The 22105-nt window shown below is 48.8% G+C and carries 20 protein-coding genes; 12 read left to right on the plus strand and 8 right to left on the minus strand.

Features of this window, described 5'->3' with window-relative positions; genetic code table 11:
- Positions 1-31 precede the first annotated feature (31 nt).
- Complete coding sequence (locus tag AC0LWF_RS03410) at positions 32-736, minus strand: protein-glutamine gamma-glutamyltransferase (protein WP_474650136.1); 705 nt, start codon at positions 734-736, stop codon at positions 32-34.
- Between the two features lie 173 nt (positions 737-909).
- On the opposite strand from AC0LWF_RS03410, the gene AC0LWF_RS03415 reads away from it, so the two are divergent.
- The 7 genes from AC0LWF_RS03415 (at position 910) to AC0LWF_RS03445 (ending at position 10066) form a co-directional block, all read left to right on the plus strand.
- Complete coding sequence (locus AC0LWF_RS03415; RefSeq protein WP_474650137.1) at positions 910-2457, plus strand: FAD-dependent oxidoreductase; 1548 nt, start codon at positions 910-912, stop codon at positions 2455-2457.
- A gap of 158 nt (positions 2458-2615) precedes the next feature.
- Entirely contained in the window at positions 2616-3767 is a 1152-nt protein-coding gene (locus AC0LWF_RS03420) for a type III polyketide synthase (RefSeq protein ID WP_474650138.1), read from the plus strand.
- The gene (locus AC0LWF_RS03425; RefSeq protein ID WP_474650465.1) at positions 3754-4473 is read left to right on the plus strand and encodes a methyltransferase domain-containing protein; all 720 of its coding nucleotides are present in this window, start codon (positions 3754-3756) and stop codon (positions 4471-4473) included. Before AC0LWF_RS03420 ends, AC0LWF_RS03425 begins: the two co-directional genes overlap by 14 nt.
- A gap of 24 nt (positions 4474-4497) precedes the next feature.
- A complete protein-coding gene (locus AC0LWF_RS03430) occupies positions 4498-5643 on the plus strand; it encodes an NAD(P)/FAD-dependent oxidoreductase (RefSeq protein ID WP_474650139.1) in 1146 nt (381 codons plus the stop codon).
- A gap of 31 nt (positions 5644-5674) precedes the next feature.
- Entirely contained in the window at positions 5675-7816 is a 2142-nt protein-coding gene (locus AC0LWF_RS03435) for an MMPL family transporter (protein WP_474650140.1), read from the plus strand.
- 418 nt (positions 7817-8234) lie between these two features.
- Positions 8235-8672, plus strand: a complete 438-nt coding sequence (locus tag AC0LWF_RS03440) for a hypothetical protein (RefSeq protein WP_474650141.1) — start codon at positions 8235-8237, stop codon at positions 8670-8672.
- Positions 8673-8914: 242 nt separating this feature from the next.
- Positions 8915-10066: a hypothetical protein gene (locus AC0LWF_RS03445; protein ID WP_474650142.1), complete on the plus strand. Its 1152-nt coding sequence runs from the start codon at positions 8915-8917 to the stop codon at positions 10064-10066.
- A 92-nt stretch (positions 10067-10158) separates the two neighbouring features.
- On the opposite strand, the gene AC0LWF_RS03450 is transcribed toward AC0LWF_RS03445, so the two are convergent.
- On the minus strand, positions 10159-12054 hold the full coding sequence (locus AC0LWF_RS03450; RefSeq protein WP_474650143.1) for a terpene cyclase/mutase family protein: 1896 nt from the start codon (positions 12052-12054) through the stop codon (positions 10159-10161).
- 270 nt (positions 12055-12324) lie between these two features.
- Between AC0LWF_RS03450 and AC0LWF_RS03455 the strand changes: the two genes are divergently transcribed.
- From AC0LWF_RS03455 to AC0LWF_RS03465, 3 genes are all read left to right on the plus strand, one after another.
- Entirely contained in the window at positions 12325-13374 is a 1050-nt protein-coding gene (locus AC0LWF_RS03455; protein ID WP_474650466.1) for a FecCD family ABC transporter permease, read from the plus strand.
- A gap of 3 nt (positions 13375-13377) precedes the next feature.
- The gene (locus AC0LWF_RS03460; protein ID WP_474650467.1) at positions 13378-14400 is read left to right on the plus strand and encodes a FecCD family ABC transporter permease; all 1023 of its coding nucleotides are present in this window, start codon (positions 13378-13380) and stop codon (positions 14398-14400) included.
- A gap of 72 nt (positions 14401-14472) precedes the next feature.
- Positions 14473-15714 (plus strand): aminopeptidase, encoded by a 1242-nt coding sequence (locus AC0LWF_RS03465; protein ID WP_474650144.1) that lies wholly within the window; start codon positions 14473-14475, stop codon positions 15712-15714.
- Positions 15715-15753: 39 nt separating this feature from the next.
- Here AC0LWF_RS03465 and AC0LWF_RS03470 read toward each other — a convergent pair whose 3' ends face one another.
- The 6 genes from AC0LWF_RS03470 to asnB form a co-directional block, all read right to left on the minus strand.
- Entirely contained in the window at positions 15754-16290 is a 537-nt protein-coding gene (locus AC0LWF_RS03470; RefSeq protein ID WP_474650145.1) for a GNAT family N-acetyltransferase, read from the minus strand.
- Positions 16291-16358: 68 nt separating this feature from the next.
- Positions 16359-16991, minus strand: coding sequence for a hypothetical protein (locus AC0LWF_RS03475; RefSeq protein ID WP_474650146.1), 633 nt, complete (start codon positions 16989-16991; stop codon positions 16359-16361).
- 16 nt (positions 16992-17007) lie between these two features.
- On the minus strand, positions 17008-17415 hold the full coding sequence (locus AC0LWF_RS03480; protein ID WP_474650147.1) for a permease prefix domain 1-containing protein: 408 nt from the start codon (positions 17413-17415) through the stop codon (positions 17008-17010).
- A 1-nt stretch (position 17416) separates the two neighbouring features.
- Positions 17417-17743: a PadR family transcriptional regulator gene (locus tag AC0LWF_RS03485; RefSeq protein WP_474650148.1), complete on the minus strand. Its 327-nt coding sequence runs from the start codon at positions 17741-17743 to the stop codon at positions 17417-17419.
- Between the two features lie 630 nt (positions 17744-18373).
- The gene (locus AC0LWF_RS03490; RefSeq protein WP_474650149.1) at positions 18374-19384 is read right to left on the minus strand and encodes a C39 family peptidase; all 1011 of its coding nucleotides are present in this window, start codon (positions 19382-19384) and stop codon (positions 18374-18376) included.
- A gap of 84 nt (positions 19385-19468) precedes the next feature.
- Positions 19469-21319: an asparagine synthase (glutamine-hydrolyzing) gene (gene asnB, locus AC0LWF_RS03495; protein WP_474650150.1), complete on the minus strand. Its 1851-nt coding sequence runs from the start codon at positions 21317-21319 to the stop codon at positions 19469-19471.
- A gap of 274 nt (positions 21320-21593) precedes the next feature.
- On the opposite strand from asnB, the gene AC0LWF_RS03500 reads away from it, so the two are divergent.
- Positions 21594-21719: a hypothetical protein gene (locus AC0LWF_RS03500; RefSeq protein WP_474650151.1), complete on the plus strand. Its 126-nt coding sequence runs from the start codon at positions 21594-21596 to the stop codon at positions 21717-21719.
- A gap of 14 nt (positions 21720-21733) precedes the next feature.
- Positions 21734-21979 (plus strand): hypothetical protein, encoded by a 246-nt coding sequence (locus AC0LWF_RS03505; RefSeq protein ID WP_474650152.1) that lies wholly within the window; start codon positions 21734-21736, stop codon positions 21977-21979.
- Positions 21980-22105 lie beyond the last annotated feature (126 nt).

Consider the following 22105-nt stretch of genomic DNA (forward strand, 5'->3'; position numbering starts at 1 on the left):
AGTAGGCATTCAGTCCTTTTGTACATGCATATTAATGCAAAATATATCTTCGTGCACCGATGCTCGCATTCACCGTACCACTCTCAAGTCTTATTGGGATTATGCGGCTTGGTCGAATGTCTGAGGGGGCGTACTTCGATAATGTAGAGAAGTCCGGGTAGATGAACTGATCCTCCAGATAGGCAGATTCTGTAGCGTCAGGTGCTCGGTGCTTGTTTAGCGCACGGATAATGCCTTCACCACTCTCCATGCCGATTCCATGCCCGAAATAATGATCATCTCCCATCTTGATCACGTTCTCGCCTTGCCAGATTCGTTCCTCCGGATTAACCTCCGGATTCTTGAAGTAAAGGACGTCGCCGGGCTTAGAGTTCGAGCTAGGCGCATCTTCTCTTGTTAAACCGAGATTGTTATCGAATTGCCATGAGTGCAAATATAGCTTCGGAAAGAGCCGGTTGAACGTGTCTTCGCCGAGCGTCTCTAAGACCGCTTTGTATTCAATGATCATAACGGCGGTCGCACACTCAAATCCATATTTACTCGCGCTCTCGAAGATGTCTCGGATCCCATCCGACGCTGCGACGTTCCGTTTCAACTCGAAGCCGCCCTCGCTAGTCAAATTCCAATATTCCGAATTACAGTACGACGTCCGAAACGTCGCGAAACCCACTTCGCTATTGCGCATGGCTCTGGCCGCAGCCAATATATTCGACCGTAATACAGGTTCGAAATTCATCTTATTTCCGCCTTTCTTGTGCAGCTCGCACGCCTATTCCAACATTGTATGGGCAAAGGATAATGCCTGTGCATTTAGTAAACCCTGTAAAGGTTGAAAGTCAAGTTTTCTACCATCTGTACTCGTTTGAAAAACCGGTTATATTATGTCGAAAATGAAAGAAGGGAAGCGCGATGGATAAGAATCAATCACCAGGAGTAATCCTTCCTCAATATCCGGAATCTTTATGGATTGCTTCTTCAAGCATTCCGAGTTTTCCTAAGCTGACAACTGATATCCAAGTAGATGTAGCAATCGTTGGTGCCGGAATCTCTGGTATAACAACCGCATATTTGCTTTCAAAGCAGGGACTTAAGGTCGCATTACTTGATGCCGGACGAATTCTTAACGGAACTACAGGACATACGACGGCAAAGATTACTGCACAGCATGATCTGATCTATGACGAGTTCATTTCGCATTTTGGCAAAGAACAAGCGAAACTATATTACTTAGCCAACCATGAGGCCTTGCATTTCATTAAGAAAACCGTTCAGGAGCATCAGATATCGTGCGATTTTACGGAGGAAGATGCTTATGTTTATACGAATTCAGTCGATTTCAAGAAAAAAATAGCCGATGAATTCTCGGCATATGAGGCATTGGGTATACCCGGTGCTTATGTAGAACAAACACCTTTGCCTTTTCAAACCAAAGCCGCTGTTGTCATGAAAGATCAGGCCCAGTTTAGCCCAATCCCGTATTTAACGCATTTAGTAAATCATGCGGCGCAACAACAAGGATGCCAAGTTTATGAGCAAACGACAGCCGTAAGGATTGAAAAAGGAAATCCTGCAACAGTGATTACGAATGAGGAACATCGGATTACCTGTAATTTTGCCATATCGTGCTCGCATTTTCCGTTTTATGACGGAGGTGGATTTTATTTTGCTAAAATGCACGCAAAAAGAGCATACATTCTGGCAGTGAAAACCGCCAAAGAATTCCCAAGAGGCATGTTTATCAGCGCTGAGGAGCCCAAACGATCCCTTAGGTCAACGACGGTTAATGGAGAAACGATGGTTTTGATCGCCGGCGAAAGCCACAAGACGGGACAGGGAATCTGTACGTTTAAACATTATGAAGCTTTGCAAATGTTCGGAGAAAAACAATTGGGCATTCAAGAAATCTATTACCGATGGTCAGCGCAAGACCTGGTTACTCTGGACAAGCTTCCGTATATCGGACAGACCAATTCGGATTATCCTAATATTCTCGTTGCCACCGGATATAAAAAATGGGGGATGACATCTGGAACAGCAGCGGCGTTACTGCTCGAAAAGCTGGTCACAGGAAGAGAAAGTCCTTACCAAGAGCTCTTTAAACCCGGAAGATTTCACGCGGATCCGAGCCTGAAAACATTCATCGTGCAAAATGCCGATGTCGTTAACCGTTTTGTTTCCGGAAAGCTAGAAATGATCTTCAAGAAACCGGAGGAATTACAGAATGACGAAGGAGCTGTGGTAAAAGCAAACGGAAAAAGAGCCGGTGCCTATCGGGATCAACAAGGTCAATTATATATCGTAGATACAACATGCACGCATATGGGATGCGAAGTCGAGTGGAACCATGGAGAACGAACTTGGGACTGCCCATGCCATGGTTCAAGATTTTCATTCAAGGGGGAAGTGCTTGAAGGGCCGGCAAAAATTCCTTTAAAACCAGTAGAACTACCTACATAATTAGCTTCACTTTGCCAAAGGCAGCTCTAAATCAGGAGCTGCTTTTTGCTATGACTTTATGGTTTCCTTCATAACGATCTGAAAAACGAATACATATGATTAAAGCAAGGTGCATGTCCGACCATTATATGAATTGCGCGAAGGGATGAAGATAGAAGATGAAACAAGCAGATTCAGTCATTGCAATTCTGGGAATTGGCACGGCTGTGCCGGAATACCGCCTCGATCAAGCTGATACATCGCAGAGATTAGCTCAGGCATTAAGCGAGATTCCCGATACTGCACGCTGGGTAAAAAGAATATTCAAGCAGTGCGGGGTAGAAACCCGCTACACCTGTGAGCCGAATCTGCTGGAATCCGCCGAAGATTGCCGTTATTTTTCACAGCGGTCAAATCGAGTCATCCCTTCAACCGCCGAGCGAATGGAAACTTATAAGAGAGAGTCCGTTCCGCTCGGATGGAGTGCTGCGAGAGAAGCGCTAATAGATGGGAAAGTGGAAGCATCTGACATTACGCATCTGATCACAGTTAGCTGCACAGGGCAGTTTCTCCCGGGTTTGGATGCTGAATTGGTTGGGCAGCTGGGACTAGCTGCCACTGTTAATCGGATTCCGTTAAACTTTCTAGGGTGCGCAGCTGGATTAAAGGCTGTTTGCTTATCACGGCAAATCGTATCAAGTAATCCCTCCGCAAAAGTATTAATTGTGTGTGTTGAGTTATGCACGCTTCACATTCAGCCCTCTAGCCAGCGCGAGGACTTATTCGGTGCATCTTTTTTCGGTGATGGGTCCTCGGCGTGTATTGTAGGTTTATCCGGCCCTAACCATCTTGGCATTTTCCAATTAGGGAACGAACACTCCATTCTCCTGCCGGACTCTGCCGAAGAGATGGTATGGGAGGTTGGTAATTACGGGTTTGATCTTTATCTGTCGACGAACATACCTAAACTGATCGGCAGATTTATTCCAGAACAAATCGAGCATCTGATCAGCGGAAGTCAAAAACCTGATTTATGGGCAATCCATCCTGGAGGCAAAGGCATCATAGACACGCTGGAAGAGTTGTACGAACTCACCCAAGAACAAGCCCGGCCCAGTCGCAATGTATTGCGCAATTATGGAAACATGTCCTCTGCAACAATATTGTTCGTACTAAATGAAATGAGGAAGGAACTTATAGGCCGAGACTCCGGACCGGCTAATGGTGTAGCTGTGGCTTTCGGGCCAGGCCTCACCTGCGAGATGATTCAAATTGCTTACCTCCCATCCGTCATTACTCAGGAGCAGCTTGTAGATGATGTCCGTGTTTAGAAGGTTCAAGCAGCGAGCTATCGAACATGAGTTGATGGATGACCTTTCGACAGGAGGACCAGAACTTAGGGAAGCCTTGCGGCATCTTCGCATTCTTAATCGGGTCTTCAGTGCTGCTGCTCCTACGCTTTACGGCGTACAGCGAATATGGAAGGAAGCGGGGAAACCTAGCCGCTTTTCGATCTTGGATATTGGTTCAGGATCTGGGGATGTGAATCGCCACATCCTGCGGTGGGCAGATGCGAACCGGATCAATCTAAGAATCACTTTGGTAGACATTACGGAAGAGGCTTATGAAGAGGCAAGAATGCTTTATCTGAATGAACCTCGGGTACAAGTGATGCGAAATGATTTGTTTAAACTTCAAGAAGACGCCGTGGATGTGATTACCGGTACGCAATTTGTTCATCATTTTGCAACAAACGAACTACCCAAGGTTGTAGAAAGTATGCTTAAGGCATCTCGATTCGGTGTTGTAATCAATGACATCCACCGGCACTGGATTCCTTGGGCCGCGGTGTGGCTTACGACGCGAATCGTCTCCAAAAACCGGTATATCGTTAATGATGGGCCTCTTTCCGTGGCTAAAGGTTTTCGTTCGGAGGATTGGAATAATCTTAGGAAAGTCTTGGGTGCACCCAAGATGTTCTTTGCCTGGAGACCCTTGTTTCGGTATGTGGTCATTATTTGGAAAAGCAAGGTCTAATTCGAGGCCTCGGAGTTGAATGTTATGAATCGAATCCAGGATGTAGCGGTTCTTGGAGCAGGAATCGCTGGCAGCAGTTTGGCTAAGTCTTTAGCGGATCGGGGCTACGAGACTGTTCTGATTGACCGTAACCATTTCCCGCGGCATAAAGTCTGCGGAGAGTTCCTTTCCCCTGAATCCCGGAGCATGCTGAATACACTCGGATTGCATGGCCTTGTAGAATCGCTGCAGCCTAGCTTGATTAATCGGACACGTCTGATCATCAGTTCTGGAGATAAGCTAGAAATTCCATTGCCGAGTGCCGCTCTTGGGGTGAGCCGATTTCTGCTTGATTCCACTCTGCATCGCGCAGCCTCGAGCTCGGGAGTTCAGGTACAAACCGCAACAACGGTAACGTCCGTCTTACAAAGCGACAGAGGATACATCATTCATGCGAAACAGGGAGAAGTAAGTCAAACCTATCAAGCTCGAGCCGTTATTGCTGCGTGGGGCGCTAATTGTCGTTCTGGTCTTCCAGGTCATCAAACTAGTGCAGGCGTAAAGAATGCATATATTGGCGTGAAATCCCATTTTAGCGGGTTAGACATGGAACCCGTTGTAGAGCTCTATTTTTTTAAAGGCGGATATTTAGGCATTTCACCAATTGAAGGCGGACTAGTTAACGTTGCGGCGCTGTTGAATCGGGAAGCTTTCCGTAATGCTGAAAAATCGATCTTAGGCCTGATTGAGGCTGCTTGTGACCGGAACCCTAGCCTTTATCGAAAGCTAAGAAATGCCGTTCCTGTCCACAGCACGCAAACAGCAGTTGCCCCGGTTAATTTAAATCGAAAGCCGTTGACATGGGATATTGTCCCGAACGTAGGAGACGCCGCTATAATGATACCGCCGCTATGTGGAGACGGGATGTCAATGGCGCTTCGGTCGGCCTTATTGTGCTCGCCTCTTGCAGACCAGTATTTGCGTGGCGTGATTTCTCTTTCTAAGTGGAAACAAGATTACTCGCAGTCCATTCGGCGGGAATTCAAGGGTCCCATGCAATGGGGGCGTCGTCTACAGTGGCTGTTCGGCATACCGATCCTACCACGAATCCTGCTTAACGCAGCACAACTTGCGCCGGGATTGGCATTTGGATTGGTAAAAGCGACAAGGTTAAAAGAAAGCGATGTATAGGCAACGAATAGGTACATAAAGGAGCAAGACCATGGGTTTTCAAAAGCTTACGGCAATCACCTATCGATACCCAATCGTAATTATCCTGTTTTGGATTTTATTTTGGGTCATTTTTGGCTTTTATGCGCCTAAGTTACCCTCGGTATTAAAAGATCACGGCTTATTGCCAAATGGGGAATATGTTAAGGTGGAGCATATATTATCATCCGAGTTTCACGTCCCCGAGGCACCTGTTATTCTTGTGTTTGAAAAAAAGGAGAAAGTCTCCCTCAAACAATTTCAATATTTCATCCAGAAAACGTTGTTTCTGCTGCGGAGTGTTGATGGTCTAAGCGAAATGGTTTCGCCGCTGGATATGGAGGGGATGCTCAAAGGGAACTTCGCCTATGCGCTGCTTTCCTTTAAGAACAATTCCTACGAAATGGAGCCGGTGCTCGGAGAAATACAAAGAAGTCTACCGAAAAATCGTTATATCTCGGTGACAATGACAGGTAAATCGGTGGTTCAAGCCGATGTGAATCGAGCAAGCCGTGATGATTTGAAAAAAGCAGAAAGAATAGGACTACCAGTTGCCTTCTTCATTCTTTGGTTTGCGTTTGGTGGAATCGTGCCTGCTTTGATTCCTATCGCAATAGGGATGATTGGGGTTTCCAGTACCATGGGAATCATGTTTTTGGTAGGGACGCAAATCGAGTTGTCTAACTTTGTATTGAATGTCATACCCATGGTAGGGCTAGCTCTTAGCATTGATTTTGCTTTACTGCTAGTCAGCCGGTTTAAAGAGGAGTTAAGGAAAGAATCGGTAGAGCTAGCATTGAACAAGACAATGAAGACTGCAGGAAGAGCCGTTTTTTTCTCAGCAGTTTGTATTTTCTTAGGCTTAATGGGGATCTTATTCATTCCGCTTCCTATGTTTTCTACGATTGCGTTAGGAGCGATGACGGTACTGACGGTTTCTGTATTGTTAACCTTAACATTAGTTCCTGCTCTATTAGCTTTCTTGTGGCCAGCCATTAAAGCAGGGAGCAATCCATTGCATCCCAGTGGAAGGAATCTCTGGTACCAAATATCGCTCTTTGTAATGAAAAGGCCTGTCCGAATGGCGCTGTTGGCTTCCTTTATGTTAATGGGGTGGTTGCTGCCTTTAAACCATATGAAAGTAGCCATTCCGGATGCAGCTTCCTTACCGCAAAGGTATGCTTCCCGTATGGCCTTCGAGGCCTATCAAACCCATTTCGTTTCATGGAAGAGTTCCAATGTGTATATTATTGCTCAAGGAGAAACAACCAAATTGAAAAAAGAGGATTGGTTGAACGCATATATGCTTATTCATAAATTGGCGATCGATCCTAACGTACAGAGAGTGGATTCCTTGTTTTCGAGCTTGCGAATGCCGCCCGAACAGCTGTACCTCTTAGCTCAAAAACCTCTGTTAAAAGCATCATATGAGCCGGTCATTCAGCAATTTGTTCATAAAAACAGAATGCTTATACAGGTTACTTTAAAGGGCGAGCCTTCTTCCAAACATGTAATGAGTTGGCTTAGGCTTCGGGAACTTGAAGGGAAGTCCTCAGATATCCATTATTTGTTAGGGGGAGAAGCGAAGTACCAGCAGGAAGTGTTTGATGCCATATTTCACAACATCAAGTTTGTGTTTCTATTTATCCTAATATCCAATTACTTATTGTTGTTCATCGCTTTTCGATCCATTCTTATCCCCTTAAAAACGATTGCGATGAATCTCTTAAGCCTAGGGGCGTCGTTTGGAATACTGGTATGGATTTTTGAAGAGGGACATTTCGGAATGGAACCGAACAGCATTGCCATCATGATTCCTGTATTCATCTTCGGACTGGCTTTTGGTATCAGCATGGATTACGGGGTGTTCCTGGTATCGCGAATATTCGAGGCCTATCAGCAAACGCAAGATAATCGTCAAGCGGTACTGGCAGGATTAGCCTCGATCAGCAGGATCATTAATTCAGCTGCCGCCATCATGATTGCGGTTACGTTGCCGTTTGCATTCGGAGAAGTTGTCGGGGTGAAACAATTGGGGATTGGCATCGCTGCAGCGATTTTTATTGATGCAACGGTCATAAGAATGGTTTTGGTTCCATCAATAATGAGAATGCTTGGCAAATGGAACTGGTGGGTGCCGAGATGGCTGAAATAAATATAGATAAATCGTACACTCGTAAAATGCCTAGATATGATGCCACTAAGATACGGTTGTTGGAGTCAACCAACGTCGTAGAAAATGAATTACGGTCCCTGTTCCGTACGACAAGTTTGAATTTAATCAACTATTGCCTAGTAGGGTACAAGCCGTCTATGCCCTGATGAACCTGTCGCGGCATGCGGCGTATCCATTCAGAAAGGGTGACTCCGATGAATGACAACCTGAGCATCGCAACCGCTACGATACGGAGGGCGACGTTAGCGTAACCCTCCTTGCACGCTAACTATTGCTGGGCCAGTCTCAACGATATCGAGGGAGGTCATCAAAATATGCAGCGCCCCCACTACCCCAGCGCTATAGGACGATATTTGCCTGCGGGGTGATTGGTCTCGGTGGAGAGCATCGTCTGACTATGCAGGCCATGCAGCGCTGCCATGAGCATCTACGTTCAGGCGGCACGTTCGCATTCAACTATGCGGTGCGGTGGAACGATCCGCCCGCTTGGCTGTCGAGGTTGCCTGAGTACAGGCAGGCTGAACCCCAGGGATGGCCCGCATCAAGTGAGCGCCAGCGCCTGGCCGACGGCATGGAGCTGGAAATGGCCGCCAGGTCACTTGAGACAGATCCTTTGGAGAACGTCGCCACCCGTCAGATGCGAGTCCGGCTGTGGCACGAAGGAGTCCTTATCAAGGAGGAAGTTCAAACGCAAAGGTTGGATGACTATTCGAAGAACGAGTTGGTGTTGATGCTCGAGCGCGCAGGCTTCAGCGACATACAGATCTTTGGAGATTTCAGCGACGAACCGGCTGCCGCAGACCATAAGGAACTGATCTTTATCTGCCGAAAGTAAAATCGCATCCCAGCCGGAACTCTTATATCGTAATCGCTAAGCTAAAGCCTGCCGGCATTGCCGGCAGGCTTTTTCTACGTACGAAAAGAATTATCTATGACGATTCAACCCAATCTTCCTTGCAGTCAGCAATGATTAATTACGACTCATAACGGAATTGCGGAAGAATATTCCACATCATGCGCGGAAACACTATGCCCACGTTAAGAAAGAGACAAGTTGAAGAGTGGTGGAGGAATGTCATGCGCAAAGTAATGTGCATCTTGCAAGCCGTCTGTCTCCTTGGGATCGGCATCATGCTCAGCTGCCAGCGCATCGAAGCGGGAGATGTAGGGGCAAAGCTGCGCGTGGCCGCGAGTCCGGAATCGGTCAGAACGACGGAGCTTACAATCGGAAGCGATGATGCGATATCGAAAATGTTAAGCAATGGCGTACGCGTCCGACTTTATGCGATTCCTGTCACGGACACATATATGACGCTCAAGAAAGGGAGCGAAGATCGCTCTCTTCCAGTCGATCGATACGGTGTCGTATACGACACTGTTTCGGATGAGAAGGTGATCCTGCAAGAATCGGATCGGAGACTTCTCTCGCAACGGGTTCGTGAGCTTCGAGGGGTGTACTATGGCCGATTGCTGCCTTGGGAGGAAGCGAAGGTTTATGTTCCGAACATGTCGAGCTTCTCGCTCACTGATCTGGAAACCGGCTTAACCTTCAATGTACAGCGGCGGGCTGGCAGCAGTCATGCCGATGTTCAGCCTCTGACGCGTGAGGATACCGAAATTATGAAACGCATCTATAATGGCAAATGGAGCTGGAAGCGGCGAGCGATTCTCGTTCAGGCAGACGGCGAGGTGCTCGCAGCATCGATGCACGGAAAGCCGCACGGAGGAGATGGAATTCCGGACAATGATTTTCCCGGCCACTTCTGTGTGCATTTCCTAGGGAGCACGACGCATAAGACTCAAACCGTCGATCCGGAGCATCAGCTTATGGTGTTCAAGGCTGCTGGCAAGCTGCCTGAGTATGTTGGTGCGATGAACCCGGACAAGATCGTCGCGACCTTCTTCAAAGCCTTTAATCTGAAGGAAATCCAAGCTGCTCGAATGCTGTTCGAAGACCCTTATAACGACAAGCTTGAACGTCTAATTGCGCACGTGGAACGGATCGCTGCCGAACAGAAGAAAGAGATCGCGGTGAACGCGCCGGAAGACGAGCTAATAGCGGATCTCTCGCAAAATGTTAGGATGCTAGCTGAGAACAAGAAGGTGCTGAAGCTGAAGCTGGGGCTGATTCTCGTTCGGGAATCGCCGGCAGAGCCGTGGAAGATCGAGTCAATTGCCGCGATAGACAGTAAAGGCAGAGATGTGCTTGATGCGGTTAAAAAAGAATAATAGGCTTTTGTCAACACCTTGCGAATTGAAAGACGCGCCTGTTTAAAGGGAGTCTGCACGCAAGGTGTTTGCTGTTTCGTTCTTCGATTCGTTCATTCGCTATATTTGTTCCGATAATGGGCAAGCGCGAGCAGCGGCCAGATGAGCGGATAGCTCTCGTAGCAAGTATAGATATAACCGGGTAGGCCGGCGCCATGCGGGTAGCGCGAAGCAAGCGACTGCTGCTGCATATGCTCGCCAGGCAGCTCGCGGAGCAAGTAGGTGCAGGCACGCTGCATCGCTTCGGTTGGCGTCTCATGGACGGCAATGAGTGCGTCGAGCGCCCAGGCGGTATGCACGAGAGTGGAAGCGGGGAGAGGGACGAACCTCTTCACCTCGTCGCTCCCGCAAGATTCGCCGAAACCGCCGTCATCGTGTTGAATGCCGTGCAGCCAATTGACTGCGCGCCGGATTCGCGGATGCTGCGGCGACTCGTTGACGGAGGCGAGTCCGGTCAGCGCTGCCCATGTACCGTAGATATAACAGACGCCCCAGCGCCCGTACCAGGATCCGTCAAGTTCCTGATGGCTGTAGAGCCAGTTCGCCGCGCGCCTGATGAAATGGTGCTCGGTCGTTAGTTTGGCGAAGCGGCCGAGATATTCGAGCGTTCTGCCGGTCAAATCCGGTGTTGACGGGTCCGTTGCTGCGTCTTCCGCGCCGTCGAGCGGCACCCAGCTGATCAGCTTGTTATCTTGGTTGCGTTCGAACGCCGCCCAGCCGCCGTCGCTGTTCTGCATCGCGAGCAGCCACTTAAGTCCTCTCTCACGAGAGGTAGCAGAGGCAGCTCCGGTTAAGGAATAAATAGCTCGCAAAGCAGCCGTCGTGTCATCATTGTCGGGATTGATCGTATTGATGTTCGAGAAGCCCCAGCCGCCCGCAGCCGGATCAACGACATTGCGCTCCCAGTCGCCTAGCTTCGTATGCTGCCGCGAAAGCAAGAACTGCCCTGCGCGCAAGATAGAAGGATGTGAGGGGGAGAAGCCGGCAGCTTGCAGCGCGTGGCTGATTAGCGCAGTGTCCCAGACGGTGGACGTCGTATTTTGGAGTGTTGCGGCTCTGCTGTGCAGCGTCCAATCTGGCGCAAGGAATGTCTCAAGCCCTTGGAGCGCTCCGGCAATAAGCGAATGCTCCGCTTTGAAGCCAAGTGAACGGAGCGCATGAACCATCAGAATGGTCGCTGTCGCATAGCTATACAGCGTGCCGTCGGCTTCGATACGCGCTTGCATGAACGAGACAGCGCGATCGGTTGCTTGCTGATGCAGCTTTTGGCGATCATCGTCAAGCTGCCGCAGTTTATAATGAAAATGTCGTTGCCAGCTGCCCTGCTGCAGCCTTAGCTCCTCGTCGACGCTGCGCGTCGGCTGGAGCGGGACGATCGATGGCAGCGTGAATGACGGCTTGCGGTCGCCCAGAATGAGCATCGGCGCAATATGTACGCGCGCGTAGCCGGAGAATTGATAGAAGTGAAGCGGCGCTGATTTCGGCAGCAGCATCAAGGTGAGTGGCACAGGAAACCAGCGCGGCCAACGATATTGCCCGACAGCGGCGAGCAGAAACTTCGTTAATAAGCTGTCGATGCGGGATAGGCCGCCGAGCGCTTGCAGCGCTTCACGAGCTCTCTTCATATGCGGCTCATTCGGGGTTCTGCCGGCGAACTGCAGGGCGAAGTAGCACTCCGCTGTAGCTGCTGCACGTCCAGACGCTTCGTTCGGGTAGATGCGCCAAGCGCCGTCGGAGCTTTGCATGGCTTCGATGCGATCCCTCAATGCAGCAACCAGCTTAGGCTTCGGCACTTGCATGCTCTGCAGCAACATGATCGCTGCCGCATCTGTGGACGTCCCGGAATCAATGAAGCCTAGCCGCCAGCTGCCATCGACGCTTTGTCTTGGCAGCAGCCGATTGACGAGCAAATTGATGCCAGCTTGAATCTGGTTCAGATCTGGCTGCAAAGCGGCACCTCCTTCCGGGCTTGCATCATGCATTTGTAGTCACTACGATGCTGCCCTTCGGGTATAAGTGTATGACGCTAACGCCTTCATTCATGAGGAGTTTGGCACAAAAAAGTAACAAATCCAGCAGAACTGGCGCGCAAATAAGGAAAAGATTCGGGTAATGGATGGACAACTTGTCTGGAACTCTTTATTATGAAAATAATTCTCAATTGAAATCGAACTAGCCTTCCAGAGCTACAAGATGTACATAAGTAAAGGTGGTTTATCATTGTGCAGTCCCATTCAATCTCTAGAGCAGAACAGCCGGACGTAACGATTCAATCGCGTCCGCTCGCCGCTATTATCCTTCTCGTCGTCGGGAGCGCACTGCTCTTGCTCAGCGCGGCGCTGTCCATCGCTGTTGGCGCGGCAGACATCTCGCTTGATACGGTATGGGAGTCGCTCGTTCATTTCAATCCGGATCTGACTTCCCATCAGGTCATTCATCAGCTGCGGATTCCGCGTGTTATTGCTGGAGCGCTAACCGGTGCGGCGTTCGCAACGGCAGGCGCGCTTATGCAGGGGATGACCCGCAACCCGATTGCGGATTCAGGATTGCTGGGCATTAATGCAGGCTCGGGCCTATTGCTCTCCGTTTGCTTTGCTTTCTTCCCAGGCATGTCCTTTGTCAATTTGCTGTTCTTCTCGTTCATTGGAGCTGCATTCGCGGCTATTATCGTATTCGGTGCTGGTTCAATGGTAAAAGGTGGGCTTACGCCGGTTCGGCTTGTGCTTGCAGGGGCGGCAGTATCTGCTCTCATGCTTGCCATTAGCGAAGCGATTGCGATTCATTACAATGTAGGCCAAGAGCTCGCATTCTGGTATGCAGGCGGTATGCAAGGCGTACAGTGGGCACAGGTGAAAATCATTGCTCCTTGGATACTTGGCAGTATCGCTGCTGCTATTCTGATGTCCCGCTCCATTACACTATTAAGCCTTGGCGAAGATATCGCAACAGGTCTCGGCCAGCGCACAGGTCTTGTCAAGGCGATCGGGGCATTACTCATTCTCATCTTGGCAGGCGCTTCGGTCTCTATCGTCGGCGCAGTTGGCTTCGTCGGCTTGATTATTCCGCATGTCGCGCGATATCTGGTTGGCGTTGATTATCGCTGGATTTTACCATGCTCTGCGGTGCTCGGCTCGCTGCTCGTCGTACTCGCTGATATCGGCGCAAGGATGTTCAACCCATTCGCTGAAACGCCGCTTGGTGCACTCATCGCGATCATTGGCGTACCGTTCTTCCTCTATCTTGCTATGAACGAGAGGAGGGAGCTGTAGATGATGTCAACTTCCATGGTCGCTTCTGCGGAGGCAGCTCGCCGCAAAAGGGCTTTTTCCATTATGACGCTATTACTCGTTCTCATCGTAATTGTCTTCATCATTAGTATGGATACCGGCCAATTAAAGCTGACACCGCATGAGGTGCTGCGTACCTTAATTGGCAAAGGCGATGCGAAGCAGGAGCTGATTCTGTTCCAGTTCCGGCTACCTCGCATGGTTATGTCGCTGCTAATTGGAGCTGCTTTTGCCGTGTCGGGCTGCATCCTGCAAGGGGTTACGCGCAATGCGCTCGCAGAGCCGGGCATTCTCGGCATTAATGCCGGTGCAGGGCTCGTCGTCATCCTGTTCATCAGCGTCGTGCCGGTCAGCAGCACGGTCTTCCTGCTGCCGCTGCTCGCGCTGCTTGGTGCGGGAGGAACAGCAGCGCTCATCTTCACGCTGTCTTACCGGCGCAATGATGGGATCTCCACGATCCGAATGCTGCTTGTCGGTATTGCAGTTGCCGCGGGAATATCTGCAGCGATGCTTGTGCTGACGCTTCGACTCAATCCAGAGCAGTTCAAATTCGTGCAGGTCTGGCTAGCAGGCAGCATCTTAGGCACAGATTGGCGCTTCGTGCTCGCACTAGTCCCTTGGCTTGTCGTGCTGTTGCCGATCGTATTCTTCAAAGCGAGAGTGCTCGACGTTATGAACCTCGGCGATCTCACTGCAAGCGGACTTGGCGCTTCGCTTAGTCGTGAGCGGCTTATCATGTTTGCTTCTGCTGTCGGATTAGCCGGTGCCGCAGTCGCAGTCGGTGGTGCCATCGGCTTTGTTGGGTTGATTGGCCCTCACCTAGCGAGACGGCTAGTCGGTCCCCAGCATCCGTATTTGCTGCCTGCATCGGCGCTTGCCGGAGCGCTGCTTCTCATCATTTCTGATACAATCGCACGGCTATACAATATACCGACAGGTATTGTCGTTGCTGTGATCGGAGCGCCGTATTTTCTTTATTTGCTGATGCGGACCAAAGGCTCCAGCTAGCTTTTTTGCATCCGTCCGTATCGCACTGGTATAATATTTTGCTGAAGCTGCAACTTTAGAGGAGTGAAAATAATGAACTCATTCGAGAATCGTTTAGCCCAATATGCAGCGCTGGCAGTCGAGGTTGGCGTCAACATTCAGCCAGGACAGAAGCTGTGCATCATAACCCAAGTGGAGGCGGCGCCTTTCGTCCGCCTCGTCGCGAAGCACGCGTATGAGATCGGCGCAAGCTATGTTCACGTGGAATGGACGGATGAGCAGATCATCCGTACTCGTCTGGAGAAGTCGCCAGAGGAAGGGCTATCGTTCTACCCAGAGTGGATCGTCGATGGACGAGTTAAACTGGCAGAAGAGGGAGCAGCGTTCTTGTGGATTACGGCCGAAAATCCGGATCTGCTGAACGGCATCGAAGCGTCGCGCATCAGTGCAGTGACGAAGCCAGCTCAGACTGCGCTTCAACCTTTCCGCCAATATACGCTTAGCAATGATTGTGCTTGGTCCATCGTGGCAGTTCCAACGCCAGAGTGGGCTGAGAAGGTGTTCCCGGATCTTGGATCATCGGCTGAGCAAGTAGATGCATTGTGGGAAGCGATCTTCGCTGCGACCCGCGTGGATGCGACCAATCCGGTAGCGGCATGGCGCGAACATGCAGATGGGCTTCGCAGCAAAGCGGAACGCCTGAACGTAAGCAGATTCAAAGAGCTGCGTTACCGCTCGGCATCATCGGGTACGGATGTGTCGATCGGCTTGCCGGAAGGGCATCTCTGGGTCAGCGCTGGTACGAAGAATAAGCAAGGCAGTGTATTTATCCCGAACATGCCGACAGAGGAAGTGTTCACTTCGCCGCATAAAGGCAGCGTGAACGGCACTGTATACAGCAGTAAGCCGCTTAGCTATAACGGGAACTTGATTGACAACTTCTCGATTACATTCACGGATGGCCGCATTACGTCATATGAAGCTGAGCAGGGCTATGAAGCGCTCAAAGGGCTTGTGGAGACGGACGAAGGTTCGCACTATCTCGGCGAGATCGCGCTTGTTCCGTTCCACTCCCCCATTTCGAATACGAACTTGACGTTCTACAACACCTTGTTCGATGAGAATGCAGCATGCCATCTGGCAATTGGGTTTGCCTTCCCGTTCTGTATCGAAGGCGGGCTTAAGCTGAGCAAGGAAGAGCTGGCTGAGCGCGGCTTGAACAATAGCTTGACGCATGTTGATTTCATGATCGGCAACGCAGATCTCGATATTGATGGCGTGCGTGAGGATGGTTCGGTTGAACCGCTGTTCCGCGGCGGCAATTGGGCATTCTAATTGAAAAAAAACGGACCGAGATCATCTCGGCCCGTTTTTTTATTTTAACAGTTTCTCGTATAAGCAGAAGCCGCTTGGCGAAGTGCCTTTGTACGTATAACCAATCCCGCTGTAGAACTTGTTCAAGGTCTCATTGTTTGCAATGCAATCGAGGCGAATGCGGTCTTTGCCTGGGAAGAAAACCCCTTCCTCTGCCCATCTCACGATGTCGGTGCCAAGCCCTTGCTTAGCGTAATCACGATTAATCGCGAGGCGATGCAGGTAAACGATAGACTCATGTCCATCTGGTCCCCATAGGCTATGATCCCACTCGCCGGGCACTTGCATAAGCAAGACGATGCCAGCGAGCGTGTCGCCGTCCTTGAACATGAAGAGCTCGCCTTTCTCGATATGTCCGGTCACGTTATGGTGATCTTCGCCGCTCAGAAGTGCGCTCCATTGAGTGGAGCCTTTGCTCTGCAGCCAACGTGCTGTGCCTACAAGTAGGTTCATCACGTCTGCGGCGTCCGAGGGTTTAGCTTGTACGACGCGGATGCGGTCGTTTGCGTATTCTTGTTTCATAGTGAATGCTAGCATAGATGAGTTCTCCAATTAGATAGTGTAGTGCAGCTCTGATCTATTGTAGCATCCAACGCTTACGGCGATCAAACTTGCGGACGTTTGGCATAGTAGTGCATGCTGAGCGGCCACCAAATAACGGCGAAGATCGGATAGATTGCCCATATTTCGTCGGGTGATGAGATTGCGTTCACTGTAATGAAGAGTGCGCTTGTGAGTAGAGAGGCGCATAGCGAGAAGTCGAACCATCTGCGCGAACGTGTGAAGTAGATGGACATCGGCCACCACAAGATTGTATACGCCACGAAAATAATCCAAGGGTATTCAGGCGAGAGGAACAAATTGAGTGCGCCATACGATCCGATGATTAAAATGCTGCTTATAATCGCCATGCCAAGTGTAGCGGCGTAACGACCGGCGTACATGATGATTGGCCACCAGATGACAGCTAATGCCGGGTACAAGAACCAAGGATGGCCTGCGCCTTGTATAATATTTTCCCAGATGAGATAAATGATAAGCAGCAGTGTCGAAACGAGCGAGTAAAGCTTGATTCGTCCTGTCGCTGCAAAATACATCGCGATCGGCCACTGGATGAGAGCGAAGGCAGGGTGGACGAACCATAAGTAATCTGGCGATGTAATGATGTTCACGATCACAAGGAAGACGATGGACATGATGCTTCCGGTCACGGCAAAGTTTGCTCGATGGTTTTTCATAATGGCGCCTCCTCGATTACCAGCCTAGCCACTTGTAGAACATGACAAGCGGCCACCAAGCGACTACGAATGCTGGGTACACGAACCAGATTGTGTTTGGCGTGTAGTACATGTTTATGAATAGGAAGAAGGCGATTATGAGGCATGTCCCCCAAATCGAGAAGCCTAAGTGCAAGCCGAATCGCTTGCGTGTATCGATTACAGGCTTGGTGCGGATGACGCCGAGTTCCTGCTTGATGTCCGAAATGTCGCCGAACTCGACGATCGCTTTGTTCGTCGCATCTTCTTCGCTCTTGCCGGCACGCATAAGGTCGTACACTTTTTCTTCGAGATTTTGCGTAATTTCCTCTTGAATTATTTGTTTCTGCTCGTTGTCTGGTATATCGCGGAACCATTCCTCAACATGTGTGCTAATCTTCTTCATTCTATAATCCCTCCATGAAAATATTGACAATCTCTTTAATTTCGTTCCATTCCTCAACGGTTTCTTTCAGGTACGCGCGGCCAAGCTTCGTAATCTTGTAGTAGCGGCGCTTGCTGCCATGTGATATGTCGCCGATATACGATTCGATCAACTCTTTGCGCTCAAGCCGTTGAAAGACGGCATACAGCGTTGCTTCCTTGATTTGGAAACGGTCATCCGTCCGCACACTGATTTCCTTGGAAATCTCATAACCATAGCGGTCTTCTTCGTAAATAAGCCGCAGGATGATCGCATCGAGATGTCCGCGAATGATGTCACTTCGAATCATGCCAGGTCCTCCTGTAAATCATAATCCTAAGCCTGTCGTTCGTGACGATGATTTACTCTGTCACATAGTGCTCTATCAGGCATAGTTCTATCTGATGGAGTAAATTTAACATAGATTACTCTATGTGTCAAAGTAATCGTTAGAACTTTTTTTGAGAGCATGAAAAAAAATGTGTGGTGTCAGAATTAGTGAGGAGAGAATCAGAATTATTGAGACAAGGCAGTCATAATTGATGAGAAAATGAACTAACCTGCATGAATATGCATGCGGATGCATATAGAGTGGCGCGCTTAAGTATTTCGAGGCTTATGTAGAACGGAGATATTTGATGAAGTGGATCTTGATAATATTGAACCAAGCAGGAGAGGTTAAAACAACACGACAAAAAAAGACAATCGGCCATCCAAATTAAGTGGCCGCCTCGAAAGGAAGTCAGATCGACTTCAAGGTCGTAGGCCAACTAAACGACAGTCTGATAAGACGCTGACCGAATTCGTACAAAGCCTCAAATAATGTAATCGACCACAGACTAGCAGAAGATATTTTGTGCGTCACTGGTGCTCTTATTTGTATTCGTTATTATAGAGATAGAAAAAAGCTGCTCCGACTGGAACAGCTTTCATGATACAGTTAGCTTTGAATGATAAGTGCATGGCTTCCGATTTCCTCATAGCTCTTAAAAAAATCATCCGCATCATAAGTAACCTGACCTTCCAACGGATTCATGACGTAGACAAGATCGTCCTTATCCTCGTAGCCGTCTAGCACGACGCAGTGCAGGTTAACCGGGGCAGGAAAGTATTTTCCGGTGTCGTTCAGATACCATGCCGCCGACATATGGGGTTCGGACAGATCAAGCGTTGTCCAGATGATGATCGGAATTCCTTCGTCCAGATACTTCATGATTTGTTCTCTGGAGTCCCCGCTAATATCCGATATTCTATTACTTTGTCCTATCGATTTCAGATAGGATTTAGCCGCTGCAGCAATAGGAGGCGCATAGCTAAAAAAGGCTCCCTTGTTATCTCGGGGATTACCGACGTATGCTTTATTGGGATCAGGTCCGAATAATTTATCGTCCTTTATGGTAAACGGCTCCTTGGGCAAAAATTTATCCGCCATTTCGGTCTTCGAAACCTGAAACCCATAGTAATTTAACACGGCCGTTAATGAAACAATTTCACAGCCATTTGGAAGCTCGGGCCGTTGCAGAAGAGGGTCCATGTCCATGAACACTTTTTCAATTTCGATTTGTCCGTCCGCCATTCGCTGAACCTTCTTCACATATTCAAGCAAGCGGTTCGTCTTTTCCAGCTTCATTAGAGGCGCTTCAACTTGAACGTGAATTTCATTATTGTTGTCGTCGTAAGGAAACTGCGTCTTCTTCTCTTTGACCACGATTTTGGTCCCATAATCAATTAATGCCGAAGTTGCTTTACCTTCGGCATCTGTCTTGACGGTGTCGATCATACTGCCAGTAGCCTCATCCGAGATCGTGTATTCGGTATTTTTGATGGGGAGGCGGGTATCGGTATCTGTATCGAAGATCGTGATAGACCCTCGCATAATTTCGGACTTTGCTTGAGTATCGGCGTTCATGTTCATAACCGCTACTGCCTTTTGCGTGAGTTCGGGCTTCATCGTAAAACAACAACCTACGACGGACGCACACAGTACGGCTGCAAATAAAGCGGTTCTTATTTTCATTTCGCTTACCTCTCAAAGTTAGTATTGTTCCTCGAAGAACGTTTTATGCCACAAGAGAAATACGTAGACGGTCCAAATATACCTCGCATAATTTTGTTTGCCTTCATAATGCGAATCCAAATAACGCAGAAGCTCATCTACGTGAAAAAATTGCTTAGCTCGTTCGGATTGGAACATATCCTTAACGAGTGTATAATACTTTGCTTCTCTTAACCAGCTCTTAATCGGTACGGGGAAACCCACTTTCGGTCTGTTAGCCCATTCATCTGGCAACACATCGTTGGCGGCTTTTCGAAGCGCGAATTTCGTGTTCTTCGGATGAACTCGATATTTGGATGGAATCTTTGAGGCCAAGTCCATAACCTTCCGATCCAGAAATGGTACTCGAAGCTCGATGGAATGGGCGAGACTCATTTTATCCGCCTTAAGCAGAATATCGCCAGGAAGCCACAGCTTCAAATCAAGATACTGCATTTTCGTTACATCGTCTTTGCCCTTTACCTTGTTATAGATCTCATTCGTAATGCTTTGAACGGATGGCCCATTCTTATAGTCATCCTTCAGTACGTTCATTGCATCCGCCTCGTCAAACACTTTGGCCTGTCCGATAAAGTGGTCCTCAACCCGTTGTCCGCCCCTAACCAAGAAGGAGGTGATGCGATTGTGAGGCAATTTCTTGGATAAGAAGCGGATTGAGCGTCTAATGGCTTGCGGAATCTTCTTATATTTCCTCATTGCAGGTGAAGTCTCATACCAAGCATAACCGCCGAACAACTCATCCGCGCCTTCTCCAGATAGAACGACAGTCACGTGTTTGCTCGCCATCTCGGCTAGAAAATACAACGGGACAGAGGATAGGTTCGAGTGCGGCTCATCCATATGATATTGAATCGTAGGTAGCTTATCGAAACATTCATCTGCGCTGATCATACGCTTATGGTTATCGATTTCGAGCAAATCCGACAGATCTTTAGCCAGATTCGTCTCGTTGAAGATGCCGTCATGACCCTCGAATCCGACCGAAAACGTTTTTTTCGGCTTTAATAGTGTGGTGATATAACTGGAGTCAATGCCTCCGGACAAAAATGAGCCGACGTTCACATCGCTAATTTGGTGGTAATCGACGGATTCGCTAAGCGTGTCCTTAATAGCTTCTACATAATAGTCTAAACTGTTCCGTTCTTCAATGTAATTTGGTTCCCAGTACGGCTTAATCTCGATTGCGCCTTTCTTGAAGCTCATGTAATGCGCCGGCTTCAGCTTATACACGCCTTTAAAGAAGGTTTCATCCAATACGGAGTATTGGAAGGTCAGATAAGGCTTTAATGCATCCTTATTGAGTTCCTTCTTAAATGAAGGATGCTTCAGAAACGATTTGATTTCCGAGCCGAAAATAAGTGATTTGTCAAGTGTATTGAGCGTATAGTATAGCGGCTTTATCCCGAAAGGATCTCTTGCCAAGAATAAGGATTGATCTCGGCTATCCCATATAGCGAAGGCGAACATTCCTCTTAAATGTTGTACGATATCGACGCCGTATTCTTCATATCCGTGGATAATAATTTCGCTGTCCGTGCTGCTTACGAAGGTATGACCTTTCGCGATCAGCTCTTGCCGCAGCTCTTGATAGTTGTAGACTTCGCCGTTAAAGGTAAGCGCACAGCTCCTGTCCTCATTGAACATCGGCTGGCTTGCCGTTTCGGACATGTCGATAATTTTGAGACGTCTAAATCCAAGCGTAATGTGTTCATCCGAGTAAACGCCGCCGCTATCGGGGCCTCTGTGCACGATTGTATTGATCATGTCATGCATGGTTTTCGCCTGATCAATGCCTAAACGAGTTCCTGTAAACCCTACAAAACCGCACATGAATGGCACCTTCCATCATTATATTGCTAATTGAACTAGTCTGAAGCCGGCTGTTTCAGCCTTCATCCGAGAGAATAGCACCAAATCATTAAATTTTAATAAACTCCAAATTCCCACCTATATTAACCTGCAGTCAACCGTGTTATTCAACTCAGAAACAGGCTAATATAACCTGCTTCCTATCCGTAATCGAAGGTGTACGAAGAGATCATAGACAAATTGCGCTTTTATGTGCTTTGTTAAAGTTAACATCCATTTATTGGGGGAATCGATAATGTCGATGAAGAAATCGGTCCTCACGCTCCGCGGTGCAGCTCGATGGCTTGTCACGACCTGTATCACGTTTGCATCCGCGGCAGGTGCAACCGTACATCCGGACATGTCGTCCGATTCGTATTAAAGACGGGAGAAACGATGTATTATACTACGGACGGAACGACCCCGACGACAGGGAGCACGAAAGGAACAATGGTCATCATTCCAGACAAGCCGAATTCGCAAGCAACGATCAAAGTGCTCGTGACAGCTCCCCATTTAACCAGCGGTGTATTGATTTATAAGTATCCGGTTGACGACCTGACGCTTGCTCCGACCGCATCGGTGCCGACTAACTCCCTTTTCGCCCCCAACTCCGTTGTCACTTTCAAAACCGCCACGTGAGGTGCTAGGATCTTTTACTATTCGAACGATGTAGGCGGCGTTAAAAGCATCAATTCGATTCAGTTCCCTGATAAGCCGGGCCAAAAATACCTTCTGTACGTCTAAGCGGAAAAAGACGGCTATAAA

The organism is Paenibacillus sp. sgz302114 (genome assembly GCF_056120345.1).

Coding starts and splice junctions, on each gene's coding strand:
- AC0LWF_RS03410 (WP_474650136.1), bottom strand. CDS start 736: ATGAATTTCGAACCTGTATTACGGTCGAATATATTGGCTGCGGCCAGA.
- AC0LWF_RS03415 (WP_474650137.1), top strand. CDS start 910: ATGGATAAGAATCAATCACCAGGAGTAATCCTTCCTCAATATCCGGAA.
- AC0LWF_RS03420 (WP_474650138.1), top strand. CDS start 2,616: ATGAAACAAGCAGATTCAGTCATTGCAATTCTGGGAATTGGCACGGCT.
- AC0LWF_RS03425 (WP_474650465.1), top strand. CDS start 3,754: ATGTCCGTGTTTAGAAGGTTCAAGCAGCGAGCTATCGAACATGAGTTG.
- AC0LWF_RS03430 (WP_474650139.1), top strand. CDS start 4,498: ATGAATCGAATCCAGGATGTAGCGGTTCTTGGAGCAGGAATCGCTGGC.
- AC0LWF_RS03435 (WP_474650140.1), top strand. CDS start 5,675: ATGGGTTTTCAAAAGCTTACGGCAATCACCTATCGATACCCAATCGTA.
- AC0LWF_RS03440 (WP_474650141.1), top strand. CDS start 8,235: ATGCAGGCCATGCAGCGCTGCCATGAGCATCTACGTTCAGGCGGCACG.
- AC0LWF_RS03445 (WP_474650142.1), top strand. CDS start 8,915: ATGCGCAAAGTAATGTGCATCTTGCAAGCCGTCTGTCTCCTTGGGATC.
- AC0LWF_RS03460 (WP_474650467.1), top strand. CDS start 13,378: ATGTCAACTTCCATGGTCGCTTCTGCGGAGGCAGCTCGCCGCAAAAGG.
- AC0LWF_RS03465 (WP_474650144.1), top strand. CDS start 14,473: ATGAACTCATTCGAGAATCGTTTAGCCCAATATGCAGCGCTGGCAGTC.
- AC0LWF_RS03470 (WP_474650145.1), bottom strand. CDS start 16,290: ATGCTAGCATTCACTATGAAACAAGAATACGCAAACGACCGCATCCGC.
- AC0LWF_RS03475 (WP_474650146.1), bottom strand. CDS start 16,991: ATGAAAAACCATCGAGCAAACTTTGCCGTGACCGGAAGCATCATGTCC.
- AC0LWF_RS03480 (WP_474650147.1), bottom strand. CDS start 17,415: ATGAAGAAGATTAGCACACATGTTGAGGAATGGTTCCGCGATATACCA.
- AC0LWF_RS03485 (WP_474650148.1), bottom strand. CDS start 17,743: ATGATTCGAAGTGACATCATTCGCGGACATCTCGATGCGATCATCCTG.
- AC0LWF_RS03490 (WP_474650149.1), bottom strand. CDS start 19,384: ATGAAGCCCGAACTCACGCAAAAGGCAGTAGCGGTTATGAACATGAAC.
- asnB (WP_474650150.1), bottom strand. CDS start 21,319: ATGTGCGGTTTTGTAGGGTTTACAGGAACTCGTTTAGGCATTGATCAG.
- AC0LWF_RS03500 (WP_474650151.1), top strand. CDS start 21,594: ATGTCGATGAAGAAATCGGTCCTCACGCTCCGCGGTGCAGCTCGATGG.
- AC0LWF_RS03505 (WP_474650152.1), top strand. CDS start 21,734: ATGTATTATACTACGGACGGAACGACCCCGACGACAGGGAGCACGAAA.